The organism is Luteitalea pratensis, assembly GCF_001618865.1.
Classification (GTDB): Bacteria; Acidobacteriota; Vicinamibacteria; order Vicinamibacterales; family Vicinamibacteraceae; genus Luteitalea; species Luteitalea pratensis.
This window is the reverse complement of the sequence record NZ_CP015136.1, coordinates 6,898,899-6,925,179: the sequence shown is the minus strand read 5'-3', so window position 1 is coordinate 6,925,179 and position 26,281 is coordinate 6,898,899. Positions and strand designations below refer to the sequence as shown.

Here is a 26,281-nt window from a genome sequence, read left to right as displayed (position 1 = left end):
GCGCGTGACCCCCTCTCCACGCAAGGTGTTGACGACTCCCGCGGCCGGGTCGTCGCCACGGCTCCTGTTCATCGACGCCCTGCGAGGCTTCGACATGTTCTGGATCACGGGCGGCGACGACATCTGCCGCGCCCTTGCGGTCTGGCTCGGGTGGACGTGGCTAGGCCACCACATGGAACACCGGCCCTGGGAAGGGTTCGTGTTCTATGACCTGATCTTCCCGCTGTTCGTGTTCATCGTCGGCATCGTGCTGCCGATGTCGCTCAAGAAGTACGAGGGCCGTCCCTCGGCGGCCTACCCCCGCATCCTGCGGCGGTTCGTGCTCCTGCTCCTGCTCGGCTGGATTCATGGCGGGCTGCTGCAATTGGACTTCGCCCAGATGCGATGGCCTGGCGTGCTTCAGCGCATCGCCATCAGCTATCTGTTCACGGCCATCGCCGTTCAGCACCTGAAGGCGCGAGGTCAGGCCATCCTCGCGACCGCGCTGCTGCTCGGCTACTGGGCGCTACTCGCCTTCGTCCCGGCGCCGGGCTTCCGCGCCTACGACCTCTCCCCGGAAGGCAACCTGGTCGGCTATCTCGATCGGCTTCTCATCCCGGGCAAGTTCTGCTGCTATCCCTTCGGCGACAACGAAGGCCTGCTGTCGAACATCCCGGCGATCGCGACCTGCCTGTTCGGCGCGCTCACCGGGTGGTGGCTGACGCAGCCCCGGCCGGTGATGCGGAAGTTCCAGGGACTCGTGCTCGCCGGGGTGGCGAGCCTGATCATCGGCGTCGCGTGGGCGCCGCTGTTCCCGATCATCAAGAACCTGTGGACCAGTTCGTACGTGATGATCGCCGCGGGCTGGAGCCTGCTGCTCGTTGCCGCCTTCTACTTCGTGATCGACATCAGCGGCAAAACGCGGTGGGCGTTCCCGTTCGTCGTGATTGGCGTCAACGCGCTCACGATTTACGTGCTGCAGGAATTCGTCAGCTTCCCGGAGATGGCCAAGTACCTGTTTGGCGGCGTGGCGATGCTGACGGGAGCCGCGGCGGCAGTGGTGCTGGCCGTCGGCGCGACGGCCCTGCGGTGGCTTCTGTTGCGGTACCTCTACAGGAACGGGACGTTCCTGCGAGTCTAGGAAATTGCAGAAGTTCAGAATGCAGAATTTCACCCCACCTCTTGTGCACGTCCCTGCGAAGGTTGGCGGTGGTAATGAAATTCTGCAATTGTGGAATTCTGAACTTACGTGTTGCCGACGAGCGCTCGCTGCTCGGCCAGGATATCGTGCAGCGTCCGGGCGAGCGGCATCTCCGGCTCCCAGCCGGTACTGCTCGTGAGCCGGGTGCGATCGCCGACGAGCAAGGGCATGTCGACGGGGCGCAGCTTTTCCGGGTCCACCATCACCTCCACCGGCGTGGTCACCTCGGACCGCAGCATGTCCAGCAGCATGCCGATCTCGACGGCCTCGCCGCGGCACACGTTGTAGACCTCGCCCCGGGCGCCATGCCGCATCAGCAGGTGATAGGCACGTACCGTGTCGCGTACGTCGCAGAAGTCACGGCGAGGCGTGAGGTTGCCCACCCGCATCGGTCCTGCCTCGAGCCCCGCCTCGATGCGCGCCAGCTGGCGCGCGAATGCCGGTGCGAAAAACCCGAGATCCTGCCCCGGCCCGATGTGGTTGAAGGGCCGCACGACGACGACGTCGAGATGCTCGTTGCGGGCGGCCTGCAGGGCCACCATCTCCTGCGCCAGCTTGCTGACACCGTAGGGCGTGGCGGGCGCCAATCGCGAATCCTCGCGCTGTGGCGCCTCGGACGCGGCGTAGACGGCCGCTGACGTCGTCACGAGCACGCGCGCGTGTGGGCTGTGCTGCGCGACCGCACGCAGCAGGACGTGGGTCACGAGCGCATTCAGTTCCAGCGCGACGTCGGTATTGGCCCACGCCGCGCCCTGGTTGGCCGCGCCGGCGAGATGGTAGACCGCCGCGGGCCGCAGGTGCGCGATCGCGCTGTTGACCGCCTGATCATCGCGCAGGTCGACGGCGCGCCAGTTCACGCCCTGCTCCGGCGTTGGCGCGTCAGGTGGCGGCGGCACGTCAGGTCGGTACCAGCCCTCGACAGGCCCCTCGTGCCGCAACAGCGACAGCAGGTGACCGGCTGCGAAGCCGGCCGCGCCCGTGACGAGGACCCCCGCCATGCTAGAAGGAGCGGCTCCCGAAGCCGCCGGACTGGCCGGTGTTGCCGCCGAAGGCGCCCAGGAAGTTCGAGAACGTGCCGAGCCCGGCCAGCGTGAACCCGATGTTGAACCGATGGTCCTGCGGCACCGCGTACGTCGAGTACTGCGGATAGTTGTACTGCTGGTATTCCACGACCACCCCGCAGCACTGCGCGTTGTAGTAGCCGACGATGCGCTGGTCCATCATCACCTTGCGACCGAGGTCGTAGTAGAACGCGTAGGTGCCGCCAAACCGGTTCGTCTTCGTCTTGAAGTTGGTGCTCGCGTTGAAGAACTTGTCGGGCCGATCCGGGAAGAACGAGATCTTGCGCTGGCTCCAGCCGCCGTTCACGTCGAGCCACTCGCGCAGCGCGTAGGAGCCGTTCAGGCGGATGCTCTGGAACTCGCCGGCCCGATCGTCCCAGTCGAGGCGCGTGCTGATCGAGGTCTTCTCGGCCAAAGCGAGCGTGGCGCCGAGGGCGATCGGCGAGAACTTGCTCGGCGCCCGCCCGTAGTAGTTCAGCGGGTACGCCCCGAAGTCATAGAGGCTCGCCTGCGGGTCGCTGTAGTAGCTCTGGGTGACACCGATGGTCAGGAAGTCCTTCGTCCGCGCCGATGACGCCCCGCTGCGCCGCTTGGCCGTGAACCGGTTGACGATCCCGTACGCGATGCGGGTCGTGCCACCGTAGGTGAAGTCGTAGCCCTCGAGCTTGACGATCCGATCGAAGTCGTCGAAGGCGGTCAGGCGCTGCACGGTGAACGTCGGCTCGATCGTGTGCTTGAACTTCTCCGCGTAACCGTTGTCGGGCGTGTCCCACACCTTGGTGAACTTCGGTCCGACGATGTCGGTACGCAGGTCCCAGTAGCTGCGCGTCAGCGGCACCTCGGCCTGCACGTCGCGGTTGGTGAGATCCTTGACGTAGCTCTCGCTGTAGCGCGTGTAGTGATAGGACACCGACGAGTTGAACGTCAGGTACGGCAGCTTGTTGAACGGCACCCGCAGCGTCGGGTTCACGTCGAACCGGTTCAGTCCCTGGTCGATCTCGCGGTCACCATCGGTGTCGAGGCGTGCCATCGAGACGTACTCGCTGTTGAAGCTGTAGTACAGCGGCGTTTCCCCGATACGGCTCTGGGCGAGGCTGTACGCCAGGCGCGGCGTGCCGCCCTGCAGGCTGGACGCGGTTTCCGAATAGAACAACTCCGTGGTGTCGTAGCTGGCGCTGACACTCTGCCGACCCCAGTTGCCCGACAGGTTGCCGCGCATGCTGCGCGTGCGCGACGACCAGTCGTAGGGGTTCTGGTTGAACGTCGACCGGGTGACGATGCTGGAGAAGTAGTCGACGTTCCCGCGCGCCCGCAGGTTGAGCGGCAGCACCTGCGCGACGTTCGCGCGCACCTCGTAGTTGGTCGCCGCCGGCGTGGTCACCGTGCCCGACGAGCTCGTGTACGTGGCTTCCTTTTCCTTCAGGTAGTAGGTCGTGAAGTTGCCCTGCGAGCCCGTGCCGGCCACGTAGCGGTACTCGGCGCCGAGGCCCTGGCCGCGCTTGGTAAACCAGTCGTGGTAGACGGTCGCGTCCTGGCTGCGATTGATCGCCCAGAAGAACGCGTTGCTGATGCTCGGCCCGCGCACGATCGAGGAGCCATAGGTCGGCAGCAGGAAGCCGGTGGCGCGATCGTCGGCCTGGATCGGGTAGTACATCACCGGCAGGTAGAACATCGGCACGCCCTTCACCTTCAGCACCGTGTTCTTGAGCAGGGCGTACTCGTCGAGCTCGACCGTCGAGGTGCTCGACACGAGTTCCCAGCGAGGCGTCGGCTGCACGCAGCTCGTGAACCCGCCGTGCGTGATCTTGTAGCGTTTGGGCCCGACCTTCTCGATCACCTCACCGTAGAACAGCGCGTCGGCCTCCTGCGTACCGAAGAAGCTCTTGTCGACCTTGTCGCCGAGGTAGCTCGATCCGGTGGCGTTGTAGAAGGTGCCGACCTTGGTGTCGAGGTCGAACTCGAGTTTCTCGGCAGCAATGCGCGTCTGCGGCGACGTGTAGACGACGTTGCCGGTCGCGACCATCAGGCGCGTCTCGGTGTCGTAGTCGACCCGGTCGGCGAAGAACTTCTGCTTGCCGCCGTCGTCGGTCATCTCCACCTCGCCGAGGAAGTGGAACTTCGAGCCTTCGATCTCGATTTTCAGCTGCCGCGACAGCTTGAAGCCAGGGACCTGCTGCGCGATCGCGGCGCACGGCACCACGCTCAGGGCGAACAAGAGCGTGAGGACACGGAGCGTCAGAAATGAGTGCACGGGCTGGGCAGGAAGGTCGGGCGTGGCGACCCGCAGAATATCACGCGGGATCTCGCGTGACCGGTGCCGCGTCGAGCCATGCGCGGACCGCACCGACGAGCAACAGCGAGCCGGCCACGACGGCACGTGCACGGTGTTCCGACGCCGCGGCCATCGCGGCGGCCGGGCTTGGCGCGACCTGCACCGGCAAACCGGGCGCGAGGGCGCGGATCGTTGCCGCCAGGTCCGTGGCCGGGAGCGCCCGCGGGAAGTCCACCGCGGTGGCGACGATGCGAGTAGCCAGAGGCAGCAGGGGCGACAGCAGGCCCTCGACGTCCTTGTCGCGCATGCAGGCAGTGACCAACGTCATCGGCCAGAATCCCGCCTCGCGCAGCCATCGAGCGAGCGCCTCGGCGCCGGCAGGATTGTGGGCACCGTCGAGGACCAGGGGGACGCCGTTCGCGAGCGTCCGCCGTTCGAGTCGTCCGGGCCATGACGCATCGGCGAGGCCCGTCGTGATCGCCTTCGCACCGCCGCCGACACCGGCGAACTCGAGCGCCTCGAGCAGACGCACGGCGACGACGGCGTTGGTGACCTGGTGACCGCCGCGCAGCGCAAGGCGCACCGGGCCGTAGGCACGAAACGGCGTCCGCAGCCGAATCGTCGTCTCCCCGCCGTGCATGGTGACGTCGACCTCCGCGTCCTCGTCGGCGCGCACGAGGTTGGCTCCCTGCGCCGCGCAGGTATCGGCAATGACTGCGGCGGCTTCATGGTCGCCGACCCCGCTGACGACTATCGCGCCGGGCATGATGACGCCTGCCTTCTCGCGTGCGATCGCCGCGAGAGTGTCGCCGAGATGTGCCATGTGGTCGAACGCGATGGACGTGATCGCGGCGTACGGCGCACGCACGATGTTGGTGGCATCGTGACGACCGCCGAGCCCGACCTCGACAACCGCGACGTCAACGGCGGCCGCGCGAAAGACGACGAGCGCCGCGGCGGTGGTCAGCTCGAAGTAGGTTGCCGGCCCTGGCAGGGCAGCGCGCGACAGGAGCGCCGCCTCGGCGTCGAACACGGCGTCCAAAGCGTTGTCCAGCACGTCATCGTCGACGTCCACATCGTCGATGGCGAAGCGTTCGCGGAGATGCACGAGATGCGGAGAGGTATAGCGGCCCGCGCGCAGGCCAGCGGCGCGGAGCGCACGCGACACCATCGCGGTGACCGAGCCCTTGCCGTTGGTCCCGGCGACGATGACCGGAAGAAAGGTACGTTCGGGATGGCCGAGCGCCTCGACGAGGGCGGCCATGGTGTCGAGCCCGAGCTTGATGCCGAAGAACTCGCGCGTGGCGAGGCGTTGCTGCGGCGTCATGCCGGTGTGTGCATGAACCTCAACGCGTCGGCGATCGCGGCCTTGAGCTTGCGGCGGTCGACGATCATGTCGACCATGCCATGTTCCACGAGGAACTCGGCGCGCTGGAAGCCCTCCGGCAGTTTCTGCCGGATGGTCTGTTCGATGACACGGGGGCCGGCAAAGCCGATGAGGGCCTTCGGCTCGGCGATGTTGAAGTCGCCGAGCATGGCGAAGCTCGCCGTCACACCGCCCGTCGTGGGATCGGTGAGCACGGAGATGTACGGGAGTCCTGCCCGATCGAGGCGGGCCAGCGCGGCGCTGACCTTGGCCATCTGCATCAGTGACAGCGTGCCCTCCATCATGCGTGCGCCACCGGAGCACGAGACGACGATCACTGGCCGCCGATGCTGCAGGCCGCGTTCAATCGCGCGCGTGATCTTCTCGCCGACGACCACGCCCATGCTGCCGCCGATGAACGAGTACTCCATCGCGGCGATCTCGGTCTCGGTGCCGTCGATCGTGCCGGTGCCGCAGATGATCGCGTCCTTGAGGCCGCTCGACTCCTGCGCCGTGCGCAGGCGCTGCGAGTAGGGCTTGGTGTCGATGAAGCTCAGCGGGTCGGTGGAAGCCAGATCGCGATCGTGTTCCACCCACGGGCCGTCGAACAGCATCGCGAGCCGCTCGGCGGCGCCGAGGCGGAAATGATGCGCGCACTTCGGGCACACCTGGAGATTGCCGTCGAGGTCTTTCTTGTAGAGCGCCTGGCCGCAGTCGGGGCACTTGACCCAGACGCCTTCCGGGATGCGGCTCGTCTTCTGCGCTGCGGTGATGGGTTTGGGGACGCGCTTGAACCAGGCCATGGGAATCGGCGCCCCAAATCGTACCGGGCGAAGGAGCAAGAGTAGTCAGCCCGTCGGGCGAACGCAAGCCTCAGGCCGTTCAGCGCTGGCGCGGCACGTAGTACTGCGTCCCCTGCTGCATGTGCTCGATCTGGCGCAACAGGTCCTCGACGTCCTCGTCCTGCCAGTCGAGGTCCAGCGAGGACGTCTCGACCACCAGCAGTGGCGCGCCAGCGTAGTGAAAGAAGAAGTGGTTGAACGCGTCGTTCAGTTCGCGGAGATTCTCGTCGTCGACGCTGCGGCGATCCGGCGAACGCCGTGCCCGGTCCCTCAGGCGCTTCCGGAGCCTGTCGGTCGGGCACTGGAGGTAGACGACCACATCGGGAGTGGGCAGGTCGCGCGCGAGCAGGTCGTAGAGGCGCTGGTAGATGAACAGCTCGTTGTCGTCGAGGGTGAGGTACGCGAGGATCTTGTCCTTGTCGAACAGGTAATCGCACACCGTCGCCTGGCTGAAGAGGTCGCCCTGGCGGAGCGTCTCCTGCTGACGATGCCTGGCCAGCAGGTGGAACAGCTGGGCCTGGAAGGCGGCGCCCGTGCCGCGGGCGTTGCGGTCGGCGGCAAACGGGTTCTCGACCTCGTCGAGGACGAGGCTCGCATCGAGTTGCTGACCGAGGCGTTCGGCGAGTACGGCCTTACCGACGCCTGGAGGACCCTCGATCGCGAGGTAGCGCGCGTCCACGATGGCGCGCAGTATATCGACGCGCTTCAAAGGGCAGCAAGTCGCGCGTGCTAGCATGCGCCCGAGTGATGACGCGTCGCTTGCTGCCCCTCGCCTCACTGGCGGTGGCTACCGCTTGTGCGTCGGCGCCGCCGCCGCCAGCCCCGGTTGTCGCCCCTCCGTACGAACCCAAAATCGCCAGCATCCTGCGCCTGGAGGATCACCGCGTGCTCGAGGACGAACGGTCGCGGCCGGCCCCGGCGCCGCCACCAGCCGTGGATCGTCGAGGGCGCCCGGTGCCTGCGCCCCCGCCGCCTCCGGCGATGGATCTGGTCAGCCTCCTCGGCGACACCGACGCGCGTGTCCGTCGTCGCGCTGCCCTGGCCATTGGTCGCGTCGGCCTCGCCTCTGGTGGGACCGCGCTTGCGGGCCGCCTGCAGGATCCCGATGCCGAGGTGCGTGCGATGGTGGCGTTCGGGCTGGGCCTGATCGGCGACGCCGCCGGCGTCGAGCCGCTGATTACGGCCCTCGGTGACCCGAGCGTGCTGGTGAAGGGACGCGCCGCGCATGCTCTCGGGTTGCTCGGCACGGAAAAGGCTGCCAGGGCCGCGCCCGCGATCGCGCAGATGGTGAAGTTGCTGGTAGACGGCGGTGCGATCGCGACGCCGCCGCCCGACGACGAGCCACGCGGCAGCGGCGAGGCCGAGGCCGTGCGGCGTGGCCTGATCGCGCTGACCGCCCTGCGCAGTTACGACGGCCTGGCTACCGCGGTGCTGGACGCCCAGGGGCGGCCGCGGAGCGGATGGTGGCCGATCGCGGCGGCCCTGTCGCGGGTGGGTGACGACCGCGCCGTGCCGGCGTTGACCGAACTGGTGTCGTCACCGTCGCCATACACGGCCGGTTATGCGCTGCGCGGACTGGGCGAGCGGAAGGCGGTTGCCGCCGTGCCCACGCTCCTGCCCCTGCTCGACGTCGCGCGCCAGGTCCACCCGCAGGTGCGTGTCGTCGCCGTCAGGGCTGCCGGGCAGCTTCGCGACGCCCGGGCCACCGCGCCACTGCTCGCGCTGTTGCGCCAGAAGGAGGTCCCGCAGGGGCTCGAACTCGAGATCATCGACGCGCTGGCGCAGATTGGCGGGCGCGAGGCCGAGCCCGAACTGATCGATCGACTCACGGCGAAATCGCCGTTCGTGCGCGCCGCGGCACTACGATCGCTGGCGCGCGTGGACGCGCTCTCGTTCACGACGGTGCTGTCAGGCCTGGATCCGGACAACGACTGGCGCGTGCGTGCCGCCATGGCGGATGCACTGACGACGCTTTCTCCCGAGAACGCGACGCCGATGCTCGAGCAGTTGATTGCCGACAAGGACGCGCGCGTCCTGCCGGCGGCGCTGCGCGCATGGCACAAATTGACGCTGCCCAACCTCGAGAAGCACCTGACGGCGGCACTCACTCGCGAGGACGTCCCCGTGCGGGCGGCGGCAGCATCGCTTGCCGGTGAGCAGAAGATCACCACGATGCGCGACGCGCTCGTCGCCGCGTGGCAGCGGTCCCGCACCGACGCCGGCGACGACGCGCGCTGGGCTGCGCTCGAGTCGCTGGCGGTCATCGATCCGGCGGCGGCACGAGCGCCCATGGAAGAAACGCTCGCCGATCGCGACTGGTCGATGCGGTTGCGGGCCGCGCGGTGGCTGGTGTCGCAGGACCCGGCCAGCGACGCGCTGTCACGCATCCGGCCGGCGCCGACAGCCGTGGCGGCCGACCTGTACGACGCGCCGCGCCTGATCACGCCGTCGTTCTCGCCGCAGGTGTACATCGACACGGCCAAGGGCACGGTGCAGGTGGAACTGGCGGTGCTCGATGCACCCTTGACGGTCGAGAACTTCATCGCCCTGGCGCGCCGGGGTTACTTCGACGGCTTGCCGATCCATCGCGTGGTGCCTGCGTTCGTCGTGCAGGGCGGTGATCCCCGCGGTGATGGCAGTGGCGGGCCCGGCTACAGCATCCGCGACGAGCTCAGCGATCGCGCCTATGCGCGCGGCACCGTCGGCATGGCGCTGTCGGGACCAGACACCGGCGGCAGCCAGTGGTTCGTGACGCATGCGCCGCAGCCGCACCTCGAAGGGCGATACACGGTGTTCGGCCAGGTGGTACAGGGCATGGACGTCGTCGACCGGCTCGAAGTCGGCGACACGATCACGCGCGTGCGGGTCTGGGACGGGGTGACGCCACCACCACAGTGACAGCGCGAAATGCCGGAAGGCCGGAATGCGGCAATGTCGAAACCTCATGCCTTCGACATTCCAGCATTCCGGGATCGCGGCATTACCTCTATAGAAATCAAAAGGGGCGCGGTGGTGCCGCGCCCCTTGCGGTTCTAATCTGACACCGCTTACCGTTTCTTGGCTGCCTTCTTTGCTGCCGGCTTCTTCGCGGCGGCCTTCTTTGCTGCTTTCTTGGCCATGGCGTATACCCCCTTTCCAGGCGGTGTACTTGGCCGGCCGCTCGCCGCAATTGCGTGCGCTCGCAACGCTGCCTCTCGCGCTCACGACCCGTGAGTGGCGAATGAGCGCAGCCGTTCGTTGCGGCCGGAGAATGGCCGGCGGCCGCCGATCCAGACTGGCAGCCGCCGCGTGTCCAACTGACGAGCGCCACCATGGCGGCACCCGCTGCGGCGTGGCGTTGAAGCGCCGTAGCCGCGAAACCACCTACCGCTTCTTCGCGGCCTTCTTCGTGGCCTTCGGAGCGGCCTTCTTCGCCGCGGCCTTCTTGGCTGCCTTCTTCGCCATTCTTCCTCCTTGGTTGGCGGTGCTCGCCCCGTGAGCCGTCATTGGCCCCATCACTACAGGTGGATTGAGCTACCCTGCCTCACACAAGATGTAGATTATGGATGAGAAAATAGCCTTGTCAAGCACAAAGACGGCGTGATTGTCAAAAAAATTTGACCCGCCGCCCCTGGCCCAGGACGAGCCTGCTAGCGCAAATGCCGGGTCTTGTCAAACTTGACAAATCAAACCGTCTGCTTACGCGGTTCAGGCGCTCGCCGACGATCAATCCTGCACGTCTTTGCGGGTCGCCTGCCCCCGGCCGCGTCTTGACCAGTAAGGATGAACGCACCAAATTGACGCCGCCGGATGCGAGCGCAGGGAGCGCTCGATCAGGGCGTGTCGCAGGGCGCCGAAGCGCCCGCTGATGGCTTTTCGGGGGGCAGACCTAGAATCGAAAACGAAATTTTTTTTGGTCGCCCGGCCCTGGGCGCGACGCTCGGCGCCGCGATCTCAGAAAGCCGAGACGCGCAGCCGCTGCTTCTCGGCGTGCCGCTCGAGCGCGAGCTGCACGAGTCGATCGACGAGTTCGGGGTAGGTGATGCCGGTCGCCGCCCACAGCTTGCTGTACATGCTGATCGTGGTGAAGCCCGGCATCGTGTTGATCTCGTTGACGAACACGTCGCCGCGCTGCCCGTCGATCAGGAAGTCGACGCGGCTCAACCCGGCGCCATCGATCGCGCGGAAGGCGTCGACGGCGAGCGCCTGCAGGCGCTCGCCCATCTCGTCGGGCACGTCGGCCGGAATCGCGAGACGGCTCGCGCCGTCGAGATACTTGGCTTCGTAGTCGTAGAACTCGCGCGCGGGCACGACCTCGCCCGGGACCGACGCGATCGGATCGTCGTTGCCGAGCACGGCGACCTCGATCTCCCTCGCGTTCGGCACGGCGGCCTCGATCACGACCTTGCGATCGTAGTCGGCCGCGAGTTTGAGGGCCTCGACCAACTCCTCGCGCGTGCGCGCTTTGGAGATGCCGACGCTCGAGCCGAGATTGGCGGGCTTGACGAACATCGGCAGGCCGAGCCGGGCCTCGAGCTCGCCGGCGACGACGTCCGGCTCCGCCAGCACACGCCGCCGCAGCACGACCGCGTAGGCACACTGCGGCAAGCCGTGCGCGCCGAAGACGCGCTTCATCAGCGCCTTGTCCATGCCGACGGCGGAGGCGAGCACGCCACAGCCGACGTACGGCACGTTGGCGAGTTCGAGCAGGCCCTGCACCGTGCCGTCCTCACCGTGTGGCCCATGCAACACCGGCACGATGACGTCCAGGCCGACCCCGGTCACGATGGCGCGCGACTCGTCGTCACCCCGCGCATGCGATCGATCGATGGCGAGGATGGTCTCTTCGCTCGGACGGGGCAGCAGGTGGACCTCGCGTCCGGCCCGCAGCGCCTTCAACTCCGCGCGCGTCTGCTCGATCACCTCTGAGGCCGAGGCCGCGGTTGGCGGCTTGTCGGCCAGCGACCAGCGCCCATCGCGATCGATGCGGATCGGCACCGGCTCGTAGCGGGCGCGATCGAGGTTGGCCATGACTGCGGCAGCCGAGGCGATCGAGACTTCGTGCTCGCCCGAGCGGCCACCGTAGATGACGCCCACCCGCAGTTTCTTCAAGGTCTTTAGGAGTCCAGGAGACGGCCGGAATGGCCGGATGGATGCCGTAGTATAGCCGAATGCCCGGGGCCTTCGCGTTCACGCTGACGGGCCGGGACGGGCAGGCGCGCACCGGTTGCCTGCAGACGCCGCATGGTCTCGTCGAGACCCCGGCGTTCATGCCGGTGGGCACCCGCGGAGCCGTGCGTGGCGTCACCCAACGCACTCTCGAGGAGGCCGGCGCAGCCATCGTCCTCGCCAACACCTATCACCTGTATCTCCGTCCCGGCGACGACCTCATCGCCGAACGGGGCGGACTGCATCGCTTCATCGGCTGGCCCGGGCCAATCCTCACCGACAGCGGCGGCTACCAGATCTTCAGCCTCGGTCCGCTTGTCAAGATCACCGAAGAGGGCGCCCGCTTCCAGTCGCACCTCGACGGCTCGCGGCACGCCCTGACGCCAGAGAAGGTCGTCGACATCCAGGCGCAACTGGGCCCCGACATCGCGATGGTGCTCGATGAGTGTCTCGCTGCGCCGGCCAGCGAAGCCGCCTCGGCCGCCTCCCTCGACCTCACCCTCCGCTGGGCCCGTCGCGCCCGGGACCGGTTCCTGCAACTGCAGGCGGGCCCGGTTGCCGGCGTGACCGTCACCAACCCAGGGCAGGCCCAGTTCGGGATCGTCCAGGGCGGCATCTACCCCCACCTGCGCGAGAAGAGCGCCGCGGCGCTGCGCGAGATCGGATTCGAGTCGTACGCCATCGGCGGCCTCAGCGTCGGCGAGTCCGTGGAGACGATGTACGAAGTCGTGGGGGACACGACGCCCTTCCTACCGGACGACAGGCCACGCTACCTGATGGGCACCGGCATGCCAGACGACCTCGTCGAGTGCGTCGCCCGGGGCATCGACATGTTCGATTGCGTGCTGCCCACCCGCAACGCCCGCAACGGCCAGGTGTTCACCCCCGACGGCCCGATCAACCTGCGCAATGCCCGCTTTGCCCGCGACGACCGGCCGATCGACGAGCAGTGTCCGTGCGACACCTGCCGTCGTCATTCCAGGGCCTACTTGCGGCATCTGTTCCACAACAAGGAGATGAACGCGGGGACGCTCGCAAGCGTCCACAATCTCGTCTTTTACCTTGACACCCTCAGGCGGATCCGACAGGCTATCGGTTTCGGGTTGTTCGCGCAGTTCCGACAGGATTTCCACCGCCGCTTCTCCCGGACATCCCCGAGTTCCTGATGCCCTCCTCGAGTGTGTTGGTTCGTTCGCTCGTCGCGCTGTCGGCTCCGGCCGATCAAAACGCCAGCCCCTGGCTGTCGTTGCTGCCATTCGTCATCATTCTCGGCATCTTCTACGTCATGGTCCTGATGCCGATGAAGAAGCGGCAGCAGAAGGTGACCGAGTTCCAGGACAGCTTGAAGGTCGGTGACAAGGTCGTCACCACCGGCGGTATCTACGGCACCATCACCCGACTCGCCGAGCGGCACGTGCAGCTCCAGATCGCGCCTCAGGTCCGCATCGACGTGGCCCGTGCTGCCGTTGGCGGCATCCAGGGGCAGGACCCCGTCGTCGTGCCCGACCAGGGCGCCTCGTAATTCCTCATGACAAGCAACCTTCGCTGGAAAGTGATCGCCATCCTCGTGGTGGTCGCGCTGGCCGTCGTGGCCTTCTACCCACCCAAGGACAAGGTCAAGCTCGGGCTCGACCTCAAGGGTGGCGTTCATCTCGTGCTCCGCGTCCAGACCGACGATGCGCTGAAGCTCGAGACGGAGACGACTGCCGAGCGCCTCCGTGACGAACTGTCGCGGCAGAGCGTATCGGTGGGCGCCATCGCGCCACAGGACGTCCGCTCGTTCCGCGTGGAGGGCGTGCCGGCCGATCGTGACGCCGACTTCCGCCGCGTGGCAGGGGAGTGGGTCGGGCAGGTGTTCGACCGATCGTCTGCGGCCGGCGGGGCCTACACCTTCACGCTGAAGGCCACGCAGGTGAATCGCCTTCGGCAGGAGGCGGTGGCGCAGGCGCTGCAGACCATCGAACGACGCGTCAACGAACTCGGCGTCGCCGAGCCGATCGTCGCGCCGCACGGGGAAGGCGATCAGATCCTGGTGCAGATGCCCGGTGTGACCGACGTGGCGCGTGCCAAGGAAATCATCCGCTCCACGGCGCTGCTCGAACTGAAGATCGTGCAGGACGGCCCGGCGCCGACCCAGGAGGCGCTGCTCGCGGCGCGCGGCGGGCAGTTACCGCCCGACCTCGAGGTCGTACCCGGCGCGGCCGAAGCGGGTGGCACGGGTCCCGTGTATTACCTCGTCAAGCGTGTCGCGGGCATCACCGGCCGTGACCTGCGCAACGCCAAGCCCTCGCTCGACGAGAACAACCAGCCCGCCGTGAGCTTCTCGCTCAACCAGCAAGGTGCCGACAAGTTCAGCAAGCTGACCAGCGAGAACATCGGCAAGCAGCTCGCGATCATCCTCGACGGCCGGATCCACAGCGCGCCGACGATCGAGGGGCGCATCTACGACGAAGGCCGCATCTCGGGGTCGTTCACGCAACAGGAAGTGCAGGACCTCTCGCTCACGCTCCGGTCCGGGGCGCTGCCGGCGAGCCTCACCTACCTGGAGGAGCGCACGGTCGGCCCCTCGCTCGGCGCCGACTCGATTCGCGCCGGCGTGATGGCGTCGGTCATCGGCCTCGGGCTGGTGACGCTGTTCATGTTCGGGTACTACAAGCTCACCGGCTTGAACGCCCTGGTCTCGGTGTCGCTGAACCTGCTGATCCTGCTCGGCTTCATGGCCTACATCGGCGCCGTGATGACGCTGCCGGGCATTGCCGGCTTCATCCTCACGATCGGCATGGGCGTGGACTCGAACGTGCTGATCTTCGAGCGCATCAAGGAGGAGATCGGCGCCGGCAAGTCGGCGCGGGCGGCCGTCGCGTCCGGTTTCGACCGCGTGTTCCTCACCATTCTCGATACCCACGTCGCCTCGCTGATCTCGGCCGCCTTCCTGTTCCAGTTCGGCACCGGTCCGATCCGCGGGTTCGCGACGACGCTGTTCTTCGGGTTGCTGTCCAACGTATTCACTGCGGTGTTCGTGTCGCGGACGCTGTTCGAACTCATCCTCTCGCGTCGCCCGCAGGCCGCGAAGCTGAGCATCTGAGGCCGCCATGAACCTGTTCTCGAACACCAATTACAACTTCACCAAGTGGCGCTGGCACGCGCTGGCGTTCTCGGCGCTGATCGTGCTGCTCGGGCTCGTGCAGATCGCGCGCCACGGCCTGCCGCTCGGTATCGACTTCTCCGGCGGCACCATCGTCGTGCTGAAGTTCCAGCAACCGACCTCGGAGGAGGCGGTGCGCAAGGCGCTCGACGTGCTGCCGGGCGAGAAGGTCGTGCAGCAGTACGGCGCCGCCCAGGCCCACGAGGTGCTCGTGCGCCTGCCGCAGGGACCGGAAGTCGAGCAGGGCACCAGCCTGGAGCAGGGTGCGCGGCAGGTGACCGAAGCGGTGCGCAAGGCCAACATCGGCCAGTTCGAGACGATCAGCACCGAGATCGTCGGCCCGGTGATTGGCAAGGACCTGCAGCGCAAGGGCATCTACGCGACCCTGGCGAGCATCTTTGGCATCACGATGTACATCGCGTTCCGGTTCCGGCTGTCGTTTGCCGTCGGTGCCATCGCCGCGACGTTGCACGACGTGGTCGTCACCCTCGCGGTGCTCACGTTCTTCGGCTACGAACTCTCGCTGAACATCATCGCCGCGATCCTGACGATCACCGGCTACTCGGTCAACGACACGATCGTCATCTTCGATCGTGTGCGCGAGAACTTCCGCACGATGCGCGGCTCCTCGCTCGAGCACCAGGTCAACACCGCGGTCAACCAGACCCTGAGCCGGACGATCATCACCGCCGGCACGACGTTCCTGTCGGTGCTCGCGTTGTACATCTTCGGCGGGGAAGTGCTCGAAGGGTTTGCCTTCACGATGCTCGTCGGCATCATCAGCGGCACCTACTCGACCGTGTTCATCGCGTCGGCGATTGCCATCGCATTGAGCAAGAACGAGGCGAATACGCCGGCGGCTCCTGCCGCCCCGGCACGCACGGCGGCGGACCGACAGCGCCGCCGCGAGCGGCGCAACGCGTAGGTTCCTTCGACGGCATGCTCCCAGCCGCGTCGCTCCGTCGCCGCGCCGAACACCGATGATGCGGCTCTGACCCGGGCACTGGGACGCTGACATGTGGAACTACCTGCGGCGTCGCTTCGTGGCCGGGTTCTTCGTCACGGTGCCGCTCGCGCTGAGCCTGGCCGCCCTCATCTGGATCTTCGGCTTTGCCGATGCGCTGACCTCGCCGCTGGTGGAGCGCGCGTTCGGGCGTCGGATCCCCGGGCTGGGCATCGCGGTGACCGCGGCGGGGATTCTCGTCGTGGGGGTCTTCGCGGCCAACGTGCTGGGCAGGCGACTGCTGCAGCGCGCCGATCATTACCTGCTGCTCGTGCCCCTGTTCCGGTCGATCTACGCGCCGGTGAAGCAGCTGGTGTGGGCGTTCAATCCGCAGAACGCATCCGGGTTCAAGCGAGTCGTGCTGGTGGACGAGCCGCAGCGGGGCATGGTGCTCGGCTTTCTCACGCGCGAACTCACGGTGCCCGATGCGACCGGCGTGCCAGAGCCCTGGGTCGCCGTCTACGTGCCGACCAACCACCTCTACCTCGGTGATGTCCTGCTCTACAGGCAGGAACGTGTGCGCTACCCCGACCTGACGGTCGAGGAAGGCCTGCGGATCTTCCTGACCGGAGGCATGGCCCTGCCGGAGTCGCTGACGACGGCAGCGGGCGCGCCAGGCGATCGTCGAGCGGCATCAGTTGCGGAACGCACCAGCCCGCGCTAGGCCGCTGTGGTTGCCATGTCGCCACACTCGCGACCCCTGGATGTGGGATAGGAAAAAATCCGCCGCCAGGATGGCTTTGACACGTGCGGAGCGGCGCGCATAACATCCGCCTTCTGCGATTTCAGCCGACGCGCGTTGCGCGCCATGTGCGCGTACGGGTGGCGCACGTGGGCCGGCTGAAGCATGCGGACGAGCGACGGAAGATCAGTCCACGGCACTCGTGGCCCGATTCCGGAAAACCGGTGTCAAAGAGGACATCGGGTTCGTTGACACTGTTTTTTTGCTGTCGCTATAATCGCCGCCTCACGGCGGTATAGCAGCAGCCTCTGGGTCGGTAGGAGGACAGGCCAGTGCCGAAAGACATGTTCGGGGATGTGGTCGAGCCGTCCATCAAGGTCGGGTCGCAGAAGTGGTACACGGTCCCCGTCTCGATCATCCTCCACTTGCTGGTCGTGGGATCGGTGATCATTATCCCGCTGATGGCGATGGATGCGCTGCCCGAGGTAACGGGGAGCATGTCGGCATTCGTGGGTGCGCCGCCGCCGCCGCCGCCGCCACCCCCGCCGCCGCCGCCGCCCCCTGCTGCTGCTGCGCCGACGCCGACGCCGACGCCGACGGCCAACCCGAACGCCGCACCGATCGAGCCCCCTAAGGAGATCAAGCCCGAGGCTCCCGCGCCGCCCGCCGCCAACATCGGCGTTGGCGTGCCCGGTGGTGTCGAGGGTGGCATTCCCGGTGGCGCGCTGGGTGGTGTCGTGGGTGGTCTGCCGTCCGCGCCGCCGCCGCCGCCGCCGGCGCCGACCCAGCCGGTCCGTGTCGGAGGCAACATCGCCCCGCCGAAGAAGACCCGCGACGTGAAGCCGGTCTACCCGCAGATTGCGCAGTCGGCCCGAGTGGCCGGCGTCGTGATCATCGAGGCGACGATCGGACCGAACGGCAAGGTGCAGAACGCGCGCGTGCTCCGCAGCATCCCGTTGCTTGACCAGGCCGCCCTCGATGCCGTGAAGCAGTGGGAGTACACCCCCACGTTGCTCAACGGCGTGCCGGTGCCGGTCATCATGACCGTCACGGTGAACTTCACGTTGCAGTAGTTACCTGGGTTCCCGCGTCCCGCCATCGTCGGGCCACGGGAGTCTGTCATCGTCAACAGCACGACCGGTCGTACACGACACACGAACGAGGCGCGTCGCCGCGGTGGGGCGCCCCGGGCAGTCATCCCCGGAGGGGTGGAGCGCAATGGGTGATCTGAATCTGATTCACATGTGGCAGCAGATGGGCTTTGTCGCCAAGGCCGTGGCGTACATCCTCTTCTTCATGTCCTTCTGGTCGGTCGGCGTGTTCGTCGAGCGGTGGTACACCTTCTCGCAGGCGCAAAAGCAGTCGAAGCTGTACGCGCCGCAGGTGGCCAAGCACCTGAAGGAAGGTCGCCTGAAGGACGCGATTGCGCTATCGCAGTCGAAGAACTTCCGTTACAGCCACTTGGCCAAGGTGGTGCTCGCTGGCCTGCAGGAGTACCAGTTCCAGTCCGAGAGCGGCCAGCAGCTCACCCGTGACGACCTGCTCGACACGGTGCGTCGCGCCATCCAGCGCGCCACGGCGCTCACCGGCAACGACCTGAAGAAGGGCGTCTCCTCCCTTGCGACGATCGGTTCGACGGCCCCCTTCGTGGGTCTGCTCGGCACGGTGGTCGGCGTCATCTCGGCGTTCCAGGGCATCGCCGCGACGGGCTCGGGCGGTATCGGCTCGGTGTCGGCCGGTATTTCGGAAGCGCTCGTCGAGACCGCGCTCGGTCTCGTCGTCGCCATCCCGGCGGTGTGGTTCTACAACTACCTGACCGGCCGTCTCGAGTACTTCAACGTCGAGATGGACAACAGTTCGTCGGAGATGGTCGACTACTTCGTCAAGAAGAGCAACTAGGGAACAGGTAGGGCGGGCTCTTCGAGCCGGCCGCTGTCCGCAGGGCAGGATCGGGTTTGACAGGGACGTGCCTTGCGGCACGTCCCCGATCAGGAGAAGACGCCATGTCAATGAACTTGGGGGGCGGGAAGGGCGCAATCAAGGCCGACATCAACGTCACCCCCCTTGTCGACATCATGCTGGTGCTGCTCATCATCATGATGCTCATCGCGCCCCTGCTGCAGAAGGGCGTGAACGTCCGGCTGCCGCTCGCCGACAACACCACGGAGAAGCCTTCCACCCAGGAACAGACCGTGGTGCACGTGGACGCGCAGAAGAGCCTCTACGTCAACAACATCCAGGTCTCCGAATCCGAGGCGGTGGACCGCATCAAGGCTGCGCTCGAAGAGAAGGCGGAACGCGTGGTCTACCTCAAGGCCGACACCGACGCCCCCTACTCCGCCATCATGAACATGATGGACAAGCTGCGAGAAGTGGGCATCGAGAACGTCGCGCTGATCACCGAGAGCAAGAAGAAGGCAGAAGGGGGAGGCGACTAGCATGTCTGCCCACAAACACCACGGCGCCGAAACGGTCCAGCGGGGCGAGACCCCGCATGCCAGTTCGGACATGAACGTGACGCCGCTGATCGACGTGCTGCTCGTGCTGCTCGTCATCTTCATGGCGGCGCTGCCGATGACCCAGAAGGGCACGGACATCAATCTGCCGCTCGAGACCAAGAGTGCCGAGCAGTCCAGCTCCGACACGCAGATAGTGCTGACGATGAACGCCGACCGCAGTCTGTCGGTCAACAACCAGGACGTCCCGATGGCCGACCTCCAGGCGCGTCTCACCGAAATCTTCGAGACGCGCAAGGAGAAGACGATGTTCATCCTGGGCGCTCCGACGCTGCCGTACGGCCACATCGTGATGGCCATCGACGCCGCCCGCGGTGCCGGCGTCGACAAGGTCGGCATCGTCACGGAAGGCATGCGTCGCGGTTCTGGCGGCGACTAGCCTCAGCTCTGGAAGGTAGGCCCGCTCTCCCGAGCGGGGCCCGGAAACGCCGGCACCCGAAAGGGAGCCGGCGTTTTTCGTTTCATTGACAAGGCCGGAATGCCGCAAGGCCGGAATGCCCAACAAGGCCGCTCGCCTGATCGGCTCGCGCCACCTTCTTACCGCTCTCTGGATCGGCGAGTCGACGCCGGTCGGTCACAGAGGACTCTGCGCCAGCTGCAGGAACTAGAGGAGGTGTTGGAGGGAAAGGACGGAGGAAGGAGGACGGAGGACGGAGGAAGGAGGAAGGAGGAAGGAGGACGGAGGACGGAGGTAAGAGGGAGGACGGAGGGCCGAGGTAGGACGGAGAACGGAGAACGGAGAACGGTGCCCGGATTACGGTTCTGCAGGACGACTCCAGGAACGGGTCTTCCTGATTCCGAGACGTACAGTCGACTCGCGGTGTCAGGCGACGTGCTTGACGAATGCCCATGGCCGAATGACGATGGCCGAGCATGATCGACGCTGTGCTTTTCGATCTCGGCAACGTGCTGATCCGCTGGGATCCCCGCAATCACTACCAGGATCGGTTCGCGAGCGCCGAGGCGATGGAGCGTTTCCTCGCCGAGATCACGCCGGGTACCTGGAACCATGAGATGGATCTCGGCAAGCCGTTCGCACAGGCGATCGCCGAGCGCTCGGCGCTTCATCCCGAGCACGGGACACTGCTTGCCGAGTGGAAGTCGCAGTGGGAGCGGATGCTTGGCGGCGCCATCGACGAGAGCGTCACGCTGCTGGCCGAACTGCGCGAGGCCGGCTATCGTGTCGCGGCGCTGACCAACTGGTCGGCGGAGACATTTCCCGTCGCTCGCGAGCGCTTCCCGTTCCTGGACTGGTTCGAGGACATCGTCATCTCCGGCGTCGAGGGCATCGCCAAGCCCGATCCCGAGATGTTCACGCTCGCCCTCGCGCGCACCGGCTTTGTCGCCGATCGCACGGTGTTCATCGACGACAACCTGCCCAACATCGAAGGCGCCCGTCATGCGGGCCTCCACACCATCCACTTCGTGTCGCCGCCGCAGTGCCGGGAGGCCTTGCGCGTCCTCGGCGTCCGCGTCTGACGATACGCCGTCCGCCTTCGCCAAAGGCTTCAGCGGACAGGTCGGCCTTCGCCAGGACGGGCAGAAGTGCCGAGATGCCGACTGCGGAGTGTCGAACACCGGCGTAAGCCGGAACTGACGACTGCCTGGCCTGCCTTTCGAGCTTCCACTGGGCTGCGGCCGACGCATCGTCATGCGGCTCCAGGCCGTACGCCGCACTGCTGACCGTCGAGCAAGCTCGACGGCTACATGAGGCATCAGGCATCAGGCATGACATGTGGCGATCCGCCTACCGCTCGGGGACGCGTGGCCAGTCGTTGACCGCAATATCCGGCGCCGCGCTCACCTCGTGCCGAATGCGATCGAGCGCCGCGCGATCGAACAGCCGGCCGGCGGCGATGACCGCCGCTATTCGCGACACTTGCGACACGTCCTGTAGCGGGTTGCCATCGAGGAGCACGAGATCGGCGCCCTTGCCCGCTTCGATCGTGCCCAACTCCCGATCGAGTCCGAGCGACGCCGCGGCATTGATCGTGGACGCTTGCAACGCCTCATAGGCGGTCATCCCGGCATCGCGCACCAGCAAGGCGATTTCCTCGTGCAGTGCACGCCCGGGAAAGGCGTTCAACACGCCGACGTCCGTGCCCGCGAGGATCCGGACGCCTGCCGCACGCAGGCGGCCGAGATCACGCCGTGCCGACGCCTGGAGTTGACCGTACAACCTCTGGCGATCCGCATCCTGCTCGGCCAGTTGCTCGCGCCAATCTGCGAGCAGGAATGCCGACAACATGCGGCCTGCCGTGGCCTCACGCACCGCGCCGGCGAGAGCATCAGCGCTCGGCACGCCAATCCTCTCGATGACCACCAGCGTCGGGACCACATCGACGTGGCCGCGTGCCAGCCCGTCGATGTACGCTGCCCGTTCGGCGGCCGGCCGCGCCTCGAGTGACGGGACGAAGACGTGCTCGATCGTCGCCTGCCCGGCCGCGATCACGTCATCGATTGGAAAGGGTTGCGCATGCCCCGTCAGCCGCAGGCCGTGGCGCCGCGCTGCCGCGCCGATCGCGAGGTACGTGTCCCGATCCTGCGTCGTCCTGATCTTCAGATGGTCGACACCGCGTGCCGCCACCGCCGCGATGATGCGGTCGGCATCGGCTGGCGTGGCGACGCCGATGCGCGTGCGCTCGACCGGTTCGGCCATCTCGGCGACCGGTGTGCGGTGCTGGCGGTCCGCATTGCGGCCGGATTCGAGGTACGGTCCGGCGATGCGTAGCCGCGGGCCTACGCGGCGCCCGGCGCTGATCTCCGATCGCCATCGCAGCAGCTCCTCGTGGTCGCCGCCCATGTCACGCACGGTCGTCACGCCGGCCGACACGAGCAACCCGAGTGCCGACGCGCGCGTCTTCGACACGTGCGTGTGCATGTCGATCAATCCGGGCACGAGAAAGCGGCCGCGGCCGTCGATCACGTGGGCGCCCTCCGATGCGGGCGTCGCGTTGGCAGGACCGGCGTACTGGATGCGGCCATCGCGTACCAGGACAGAACCAGTAGCGACACCTGGCCTTGTCATGGCGATGATGCCGACGTCGCGGATGAGGATGGTGGCGTCGCCCGGCGGGCGCGGCGACTGCGCGGGCAGACCGGTGACGAGCGCGGCGGTGAGAGCCGTGGCGACTGCAGCGCCCACGGCGCACCTGCGCATCAGGGAGCTCCGACCTGGGACGCTGCGGGGGATCACATTAACGCCTAACGCCTAACGCCTAACGCCTGATGCCTGACGCTTGACGACTAATGCCCCAAAGTCAACGCCGAACGCTCGGCCCGCCCTTTATCGTGTTCGTGATGGCCGGCTCGGAGAGCCGGCCTGCCTTATTGATCTGGCAGCTGGTTTCGACATCCCGGCATTCGGCATTGCGGCATGACCATGAAACAGATTAGGGCGCCCCCTTGCGAAGGCGCCCTTCCGGTTTCCGAAGGCCCACGGCCGATGGCCGAAGGCCGTGACGTCGTGGCCGGCTGGGACAGCCGGCCCCACCTTCAGAACAGGTACCGCAGCATGATCTGGAACCGGTAGACGTCGCCGAGTCCGGCGGTCGGTTCCAGCGACTTGGTCATCAGCTCGTTGTTGATGGCACGGAGCCGATACTGCGCACGGCCCTGCGCATCTGCCTGGCCGCCCTGAGCTGCCGTTGGCACGATCAGCGGCTGCGTGCTGATCAACCGCTGCCCGACGCCCCAGTCCTCGTTCAGCATGTTGCCGAAGTTGAGGAAGTCGGCGCGGATCTGGAACGTGTGACGGTGGCCCTTGATGCTCGCGAAGAAATCCTGCGTCACACTGAAGTCGAGGCGGTGCACGAACGGGAGGAAGATGGCGCCGCGCTCGGCGTACTGGCCGCGACGGGTGCTCAGGTACTCGTCCTGGGAGATGTAGGCGTCCCACGCTGCGGCCTGCTGGGCGGCCGTGTAGGTGATGGCACCGGCCGCATACGGCTGGAAGTTCATCTCCGACTCATCGCGGGGCACGTAGTACAGATCGTTGCTCGTGCCGCCGTCGCCGTTCAGGTCGCCCGCGAACGTGTACGTCGCATTGCTGTTGGTGCGCGACTCCCAGAAGGCCGAGAACGACGTGCCACCGAACTTGAACCAGTCCTTCGTATACGAGCCAGCCACGAAGAAGCGATGACCCGGTGAGCCAAGGCCGTAACCCATACCCGGGTTGTTCGGGTCGCCCGGGTTGGCGTTGCCGTTCCACGAGCCGAAGGCAATCGAGCCCGGATCGACCGTGTTCCTGGACTCGCCGTAGCTGTACGCACTCTTCACGAAGCCACCAGTGAAGTTCTTCGACAACGTCGTCGCGAAGTTCCACGAGTCGCCGACGTTCTGGTTCTTCAGCACGACCGCATTGGCGACGTTGCTGTGGATGCGGTTGTTGGTCCAGCGCGGACGTGCGTCGACGCCGGTGAACGCACCCTGCGCGGCCGGCAGGTTGGCATTGATGTAGTAGATGCCGTTGACGTCGCTGTTGTAGATGTACTCGGCCGTGCCGATCATCCCTCCCCACAAGCGCTGATCGACCGCGAAGTTGGTGCGCCAGAGCTGCGGGAATGTGAAATCGGGATCGGTCAGGGCGAGCTCGTAGGCGGAGGCAGGTGCGCCCGTCACGTTGGCCGGCTTGTACGCGTCCGGATTCGGGTTGAACGGACGGTTGGTGACGTTGTTGAGCTCCTCGAAGCCCGTGAGCATGCCGGTGTTGCCGATCTGGTTCGAGATCCACACGTACGCGGGCTTGCCCGTGAAGATCCCCGTGCCGCCACGCACCTGCGTGTTGCGCTTCTCGTCGACCGCCCAGTTGAAGCCGACACGCGGGGACCAGAGGTACTTCGGGTCCGGCAGCTTGGCGGTCTCGTACTGCACCGGGTTGCCGTTCTCGTCACGGAACACGAGCGCATCGGCGTCTACGTTCTGGTAGCCGGTCTCGCCGAACCGCGGCACGTCGAAGCGGATGCCCGCCGTGATCTTCAGGTTGTCGCGCACCGCCCACTCGTCCTGGGCGTATGCGCCCGTGTACCACACCTCGAGCGGCTGCACCGGCTTGGTCTGCCCGGGGATGTTGTTCCATCGGACCTGGAAGCGACGCAGAGTCACTGGCGAGGTCGTGCGGTTCGGGTTCGCGACGTAGCCGGCTGCATCGGCGTAGAAATCGGCAAGCGAGTTGTATGAATACACGCTCTGCGAGCCCGGGAAGAAGACGTTCTCCGACTCGTAGCGCTCGGCGGTGCCGCCGAACGTGAACGAGTGCTTGTTGGCGAACTTCGTGAACGAGTCCTGCATCTGGAACGTCTTGTAGCGGAGTTCGTTGTTGGGCGTGAACGGCTCGAGGCCGAAGGAGGTATAGGTCGTGTTCGCCTCGAGGATGTCGACCAGGGGGAACATCGTCACGCCGTCGCGGACCGAGCGGCTCTCGTCCTGGGACGTGTAACCGACGATCAGCGAGTTGGCCATCGTGTTGCTGTACGTCGAGTTCCACTCGCCGATACCCGAGCGGATGTTTTCCTGTGTCTGGTAGTTCGAGTTCTGGAAGTTCAGCGCATCCGGACGGCCCTGACGATTGCCGAAGCCAAGTGAGGCCGAGTTGTTGGCGAGCACGTCGGTGATCGAGTTGAGGTGCGTGTACCGGAAGGTGATCTTGTTGTTCGTGTTCGCGCTGTAGTCGCCCTTGATGAGGTAACGGCGCGCCGGTGTCTCGAAGTCGTACCCCTGGTAGCCGCCCGTCTGGTAACCGAAATCGCGGGCGAGGAGTGTGCTCAGGTTGTCGAGGTCCGTCTTGAGCACGCGGGTGATCCCACTGCCGGCCGGCTCACCGCCGTTGTTGGCGCGCCACGTCGTCCCCGGCTGCGTCAGTGACTCGTCCTCGACGTTGAAGAAGAAGAACGCCTTGTTCTTCCAGATCGGGCCCGACGCCCAGCCGCCCGTGTTGGCGAACTCGAAGGTACCGACATTGACGACGTTGTTGCCGGCCTGCGTGCCGACCATGCTGTCGTCGCGAAACTGGTGGTAGAACGAGCCATGGAAAGTATTGCCGCCGCTGCGGGTCACGGTGTTGATGCCGGCGCCGACGAAATTCCCCTGGCGCACGTCGTACGGCGCCACGTTTACCTGGATCTGCTCAATCGCCTGCGGCGAAATCGGCGCAACGTTCGTACGATCACCAGGCGCGCCGCCCAGCCCGAACGAGTTGTTGAAGTAGGAACCGTCCACCGTGATGTTGTTCATCCGGTTGTCCTGGCCGACGAAATTGCTGCCGCTCGCCTGCGGCGTGAGGCGCGTGAAATTCTCCAGACGGTTGCTGACGTTGGGCAGGTTCTGGATCATGTCGCGTGACACCGTGGTCGCCGCGCCCGTCCGAGTCGAGCTGAACACGGCGTCGCTGCTGGCGACGACGGTGACCGATTCCTCGACAGCGATGTTCTTCACTGTGACGTTGACGTCTGTGGTCACGCCGAGGTTGACCGTCACGTTCTCGTTCGTGTAGGGCTCGAACGCGCTGGCGCCGCCGACATACGTGACGGTGACCACGTACGGGCCGCCGACGCGCATGTTCGGGATGAAGTAACGGCCGTCCGTGCGTGTCGTCGCCTCGTAGTTGGTCCCTGACGGCGTGTGGATCGCGATCACGCTCGCGCCGGCCACGGGCGCACCCGCGGCGTCGGTCACGGTGCCGCCGATCGAACCGGTCGTGACACCCTGCGCGCCAGCTTGCCGCGCAGGCGCCATCACCGCCATGACGCACGCCAGGGCCAGCACCGGCACGTGCCACCATGCTCCACGCGCGCGAGATGGTCGCGCCGCTCGCATTTCGCGCAATCGCTGAAACGCACTCACCATGAATCTCTCCTGAATGGACATGGCGGCCGGCTCGGAGAGCCGGCCCTACCCACAACACGGCGGCCGGGCTCCGCGAGCCGGCCCCACACAGACACCGGGAAGGATTGCCGAGCCGAAGGAACAGCTCGCAATTGCACTCCGCCCGAAGAAAACCGGACGGGAACCAGACCGCGGACTAGCCTAACAGCGATCTGTTTCAACCGCGTAAACAGATGAGTCCGCT

General features: G+C 66.4%; 21 protein-coding genes. 13 read left to right on the top strand and 8 right to left on the bottom strand.

Features of this window, described 5'->3' with window-relative positions:
* The first annotated feature begins 4 nt into the window (after positions 1-4).
* Positions 5-1,120, top strand: coding sequence for an acyltransferase family protein (locus LuPra_RS29115; protein ID WP_157899829.1), 1,116 nt, complete (start codon positions 5-7; stop codon positions 1,118-1,120).
* Positions 1,121-1,224: 104 nt separating this feature from the next.
* Here the strand turns inward: LuPra_RS29115 and LuPra_RS29110 are convergent, their stop codons facing one another.
* The 5 genes from LuPra_RS29110 to LuPra_RS29090 all read right to left on the bottom strand — a co-directional run bounded on the left by LuPra_RS29110 (position 1,225) and on the right by LuPra_RS29090 (position 7,400).
* Entirely contained in the window at positions 1,225-2,178 is a 954-nt protein-coding gene (locus tag LuPra_RS29110; protein WP_110174020.1) for an NAD-dependent epimerase/dehydratase family protein, read from the bottom strand.
* A 1-nt stretch (position 2,179) separates the two neighbouring features.
* A complete protein-coding gene (locus LuPra_RS29105; protein WP_157899828.1) occupies positions 2,180-4,492 on the bottom strand; it encodes an LPS-assembly protein LptD in 2,313 nt (770 codons plus the stop codon).
* A gap of 40 nt (positions 4,493-4,532) precedes the next feature.
* Entirely contained in the window at positions 4,533-5,840 is a 1,308-nt protein-coding gene (locus tag LuPra_RS29100; RefSeq protein WP_110174018.1) for a bifunctional folylpolyglutamate synthase/dihydrofolate synthase, read from the bottom strand.
* Entirely contained in the window at positions 5,837-6,682 is an 846-nt protein-coding gene (accD, locus tag LuPra_RS29095) for an acetyl-CoA carboxylase, carboxyltransferase subunit beta (protein WP_110174017.1), read from the bottom strand. Before accD ends, LuPra_RS29100 begins: the two co-directional genes overlap by 4 nt.
* A 79-nt stretch (positions 6,683-6,761) precedes the next feature.
* Positions 6,762-7,400 (bottom strand): deoxynucleoside kinase, encoded by a 639-nt coding sequence (locus tag LuPra_RS29090; RefSeq protein WP_234800605.1) that lies wholly within the window; start codon positions 7,398-7,400, stop codon positions 6,762-6,764.
* A 68-nt stretch (positions 7,401-7,468) separates the two neighbouring features.
* On the opposite strand from LuPra_RS29090, the gene LuPra_RS29085 reads away from it, so the two are divergent.
* Together LuPra_RS29085 and LuPra_RS32410 are read left to right on the top strand one after the other, a co-directional pair.
* Positions 7,469-9,619 carry a HEAT repeat domain-containing protein gene (locus LuPra_RS29085; RefSeq protein WP_110174015.1) on the top strand — a complete coding sequence of 717 codons (2,151 nt, stop codon included), beginning with the start codon at positions 7,469-7,471 and terminating at the stop codon, positions 9,617-9,619.
* A gap of 250 nt (positions 9,620-9,869) precedes the next feature.
* Entirely contained in the window at positions 9,870-10,199 is a 330-nt protein-coding gene (locus LuPra_RS32410; protein ID WP_157899826.1) for a hypothetical protein, read from the top strand.
* 455 nt (positions 10,200-10,654) lie between these two features.
* Here the strand turns inward: LuPra_RS32410 and LuPra_RS29075 are convergent, their stop codons facing one another.
* Positions 10,655-11,812, bottom strand: coding sequence for a D-alanine--D-alanine ligase family protein (locus tag LuPra_RS29075; protein WP_110174014.1), 1,158 nt, complete (start codon positions 11,810-11,812; stop codon positions 10,655-10,657).
* Between the two features lie 59 nt (positions 11,813-11,871).
* On the opposite strand from LuPra_RS29075, the gene tgt reads away from it, so the two are divergent.
* The 10 genes from tgt (at position 11,872) to LuPra_RS29025 (ending at position 20,694) form a co-directional block, all read left to right on the top strand.
* The gene (gene tgt / locus LuPra_RS29070; protein WP_110174013.1) at positions 11,872-13,035 is read left to right on the top strand and encodes a tRNA guanosine(34) transglycosylase Tgt; all 1,164 of its coding nucleotides are present in this window, start codon (positions 11,872-11,874) and stop codon (positions 13,033-13,035) included.
* Positions 13,035-13,391 carry a preprotein translocase subunit YajC gene (gene yajC, locus LuPra_RS29065; protein ID WP_110174012.1) on the top strand — a complete coding sequence of 119 codons (357 nt, stop codon included), beginning with the start codon at positions 13,035-13,037 and terminating at the stop codon, positions 13,389-13,391. Before tgt ends, yajC begins: the two co-directional genes overlap by 1 nt.
* Positions 13,392-13,397: 6 nt before the next feature.
* On the top strand, positions 13,398-14,954 hold the full coding sequence (gene secD, locus LuPra_RS29060; RefSeq protein ID WP_110174011.1) for a protein translocase subunit SecD: 1,557 nt from the start codon (positions 13,398-13,400) through the stop codon (positions 14,952-14,954).
* 7 nt (positions 14,955-14,961) lie between these two features.
* Complete coding sequence (gene secF, locus LuPra_RS29055; protein ID WP_110174010.1) at positions 14,962-15,939, top strand: protein translocase subunit SecF; 978 nt, start codon at positions 14,962-14,964, stop codon at positions 15,937-15,939.
* Positions 15,940-16,030: 91 nt separating this feature from the next.
* Positions 16,031-16,681, top strand: a complete 651-nt coding sequence (locus tag LuPra_RS29050; RefSeq protein ID WP_110174009.1) for a DUF502 domain-containing protein — start codon at positions 16,031-16,033, stop codon at positions 16,679-16,681.
* A gap of 350 nt (positions 16,682-17,031) precedes the next feature.
* Complete coding sequence (locus LuPra_RS34055; RefSeq protein WP_157899825.1) at positions 17,032-17,772, top strand: energy transducer TonB; 741 nt, start codon at positions 17,032-17,034, stop codon at positions 17,770-17,772.
* Positions 17,773-17,917: 145 nt separating this feature from the next.
* Positions 17,918-18,598: a MotA/TolQ/ExbB proton channel family protein gene (locus LuPra_RS29040; RefSeq protein ID WP_234800604.1), complete on the top strand. Its 681-nt coding sequence runs from the start codon at positions 17,918-17,920 to the stop codon at positions 18,596-18,598.
* A gap of 104 nt (positions 18,599-18,702) precedes the next feature.
* Complete coding sequence (locus LuPra_RS29035; RefSeq protein ID WP_110174007.1) at positions 18,703-19,137, top strand: ExbD/TolR family protein; 435 nt, start codon at positions 18,703-18,705, stop codon at positions 19,135-19,137.
* A 1-nt stretch (position 19,138) separates the two neighbouring features.
* Positions 19,139-19,594 carry an ExbD/TolR family protein gene (locus LuPra_RS29030; protein WP_110174006.1) on the top strand — a complete coding sequence of 152 codons (456 nt, stop codon included), beginning with the start codon at positions 19,139-19,141 and terminating at the stop codon, positions 19,592-19,594.
* A gap of 494 nt (positions 19,595-20,088) precedes the next feature.
* Positions 20,089-20,694, top strand: coding sequence for an HAD family hydrolase (locus tag LuPra_RS29025; protein ID WP_234800603.1), 606 nt, complete (start codon positions 20,089-20,091; stop codon positions 20,692-20,694).
* 268 nt (positions 20,695-20,962) lie between these two features.
* Here LuPra_RS29025 and LuPra_RS29020 read toward each other — a convergent pair whose 3' ends face one another.
* The gene (locus tag LuPra_RS29020; RefSeq protein ID WP_110174005.1) at positions 20,963-22,375 is read right to left on the bottom strand and encodes an amidohydrolase family protein; all 1,413 of its coding nucleotides are present in this window, start codon (positions 22,373-22,375) and stop codon (positions 20,963-20,965) included.
* Between the two features lie 335 nt (positions 22,376-22,710).
* Positions 22,711-26,058, bottom strand: coding sequence for a TonB-dependent receptor (locus tag LuPra_RS29015; RefSeq protein WP_234800602.1), 3,348 nt, complete (start codon positions 26,056-26,058; stop codon positions 22,711-22,713).
* Between the last annotated feature and the right edge of the window lie 223 nt (positions 26,059-26,281).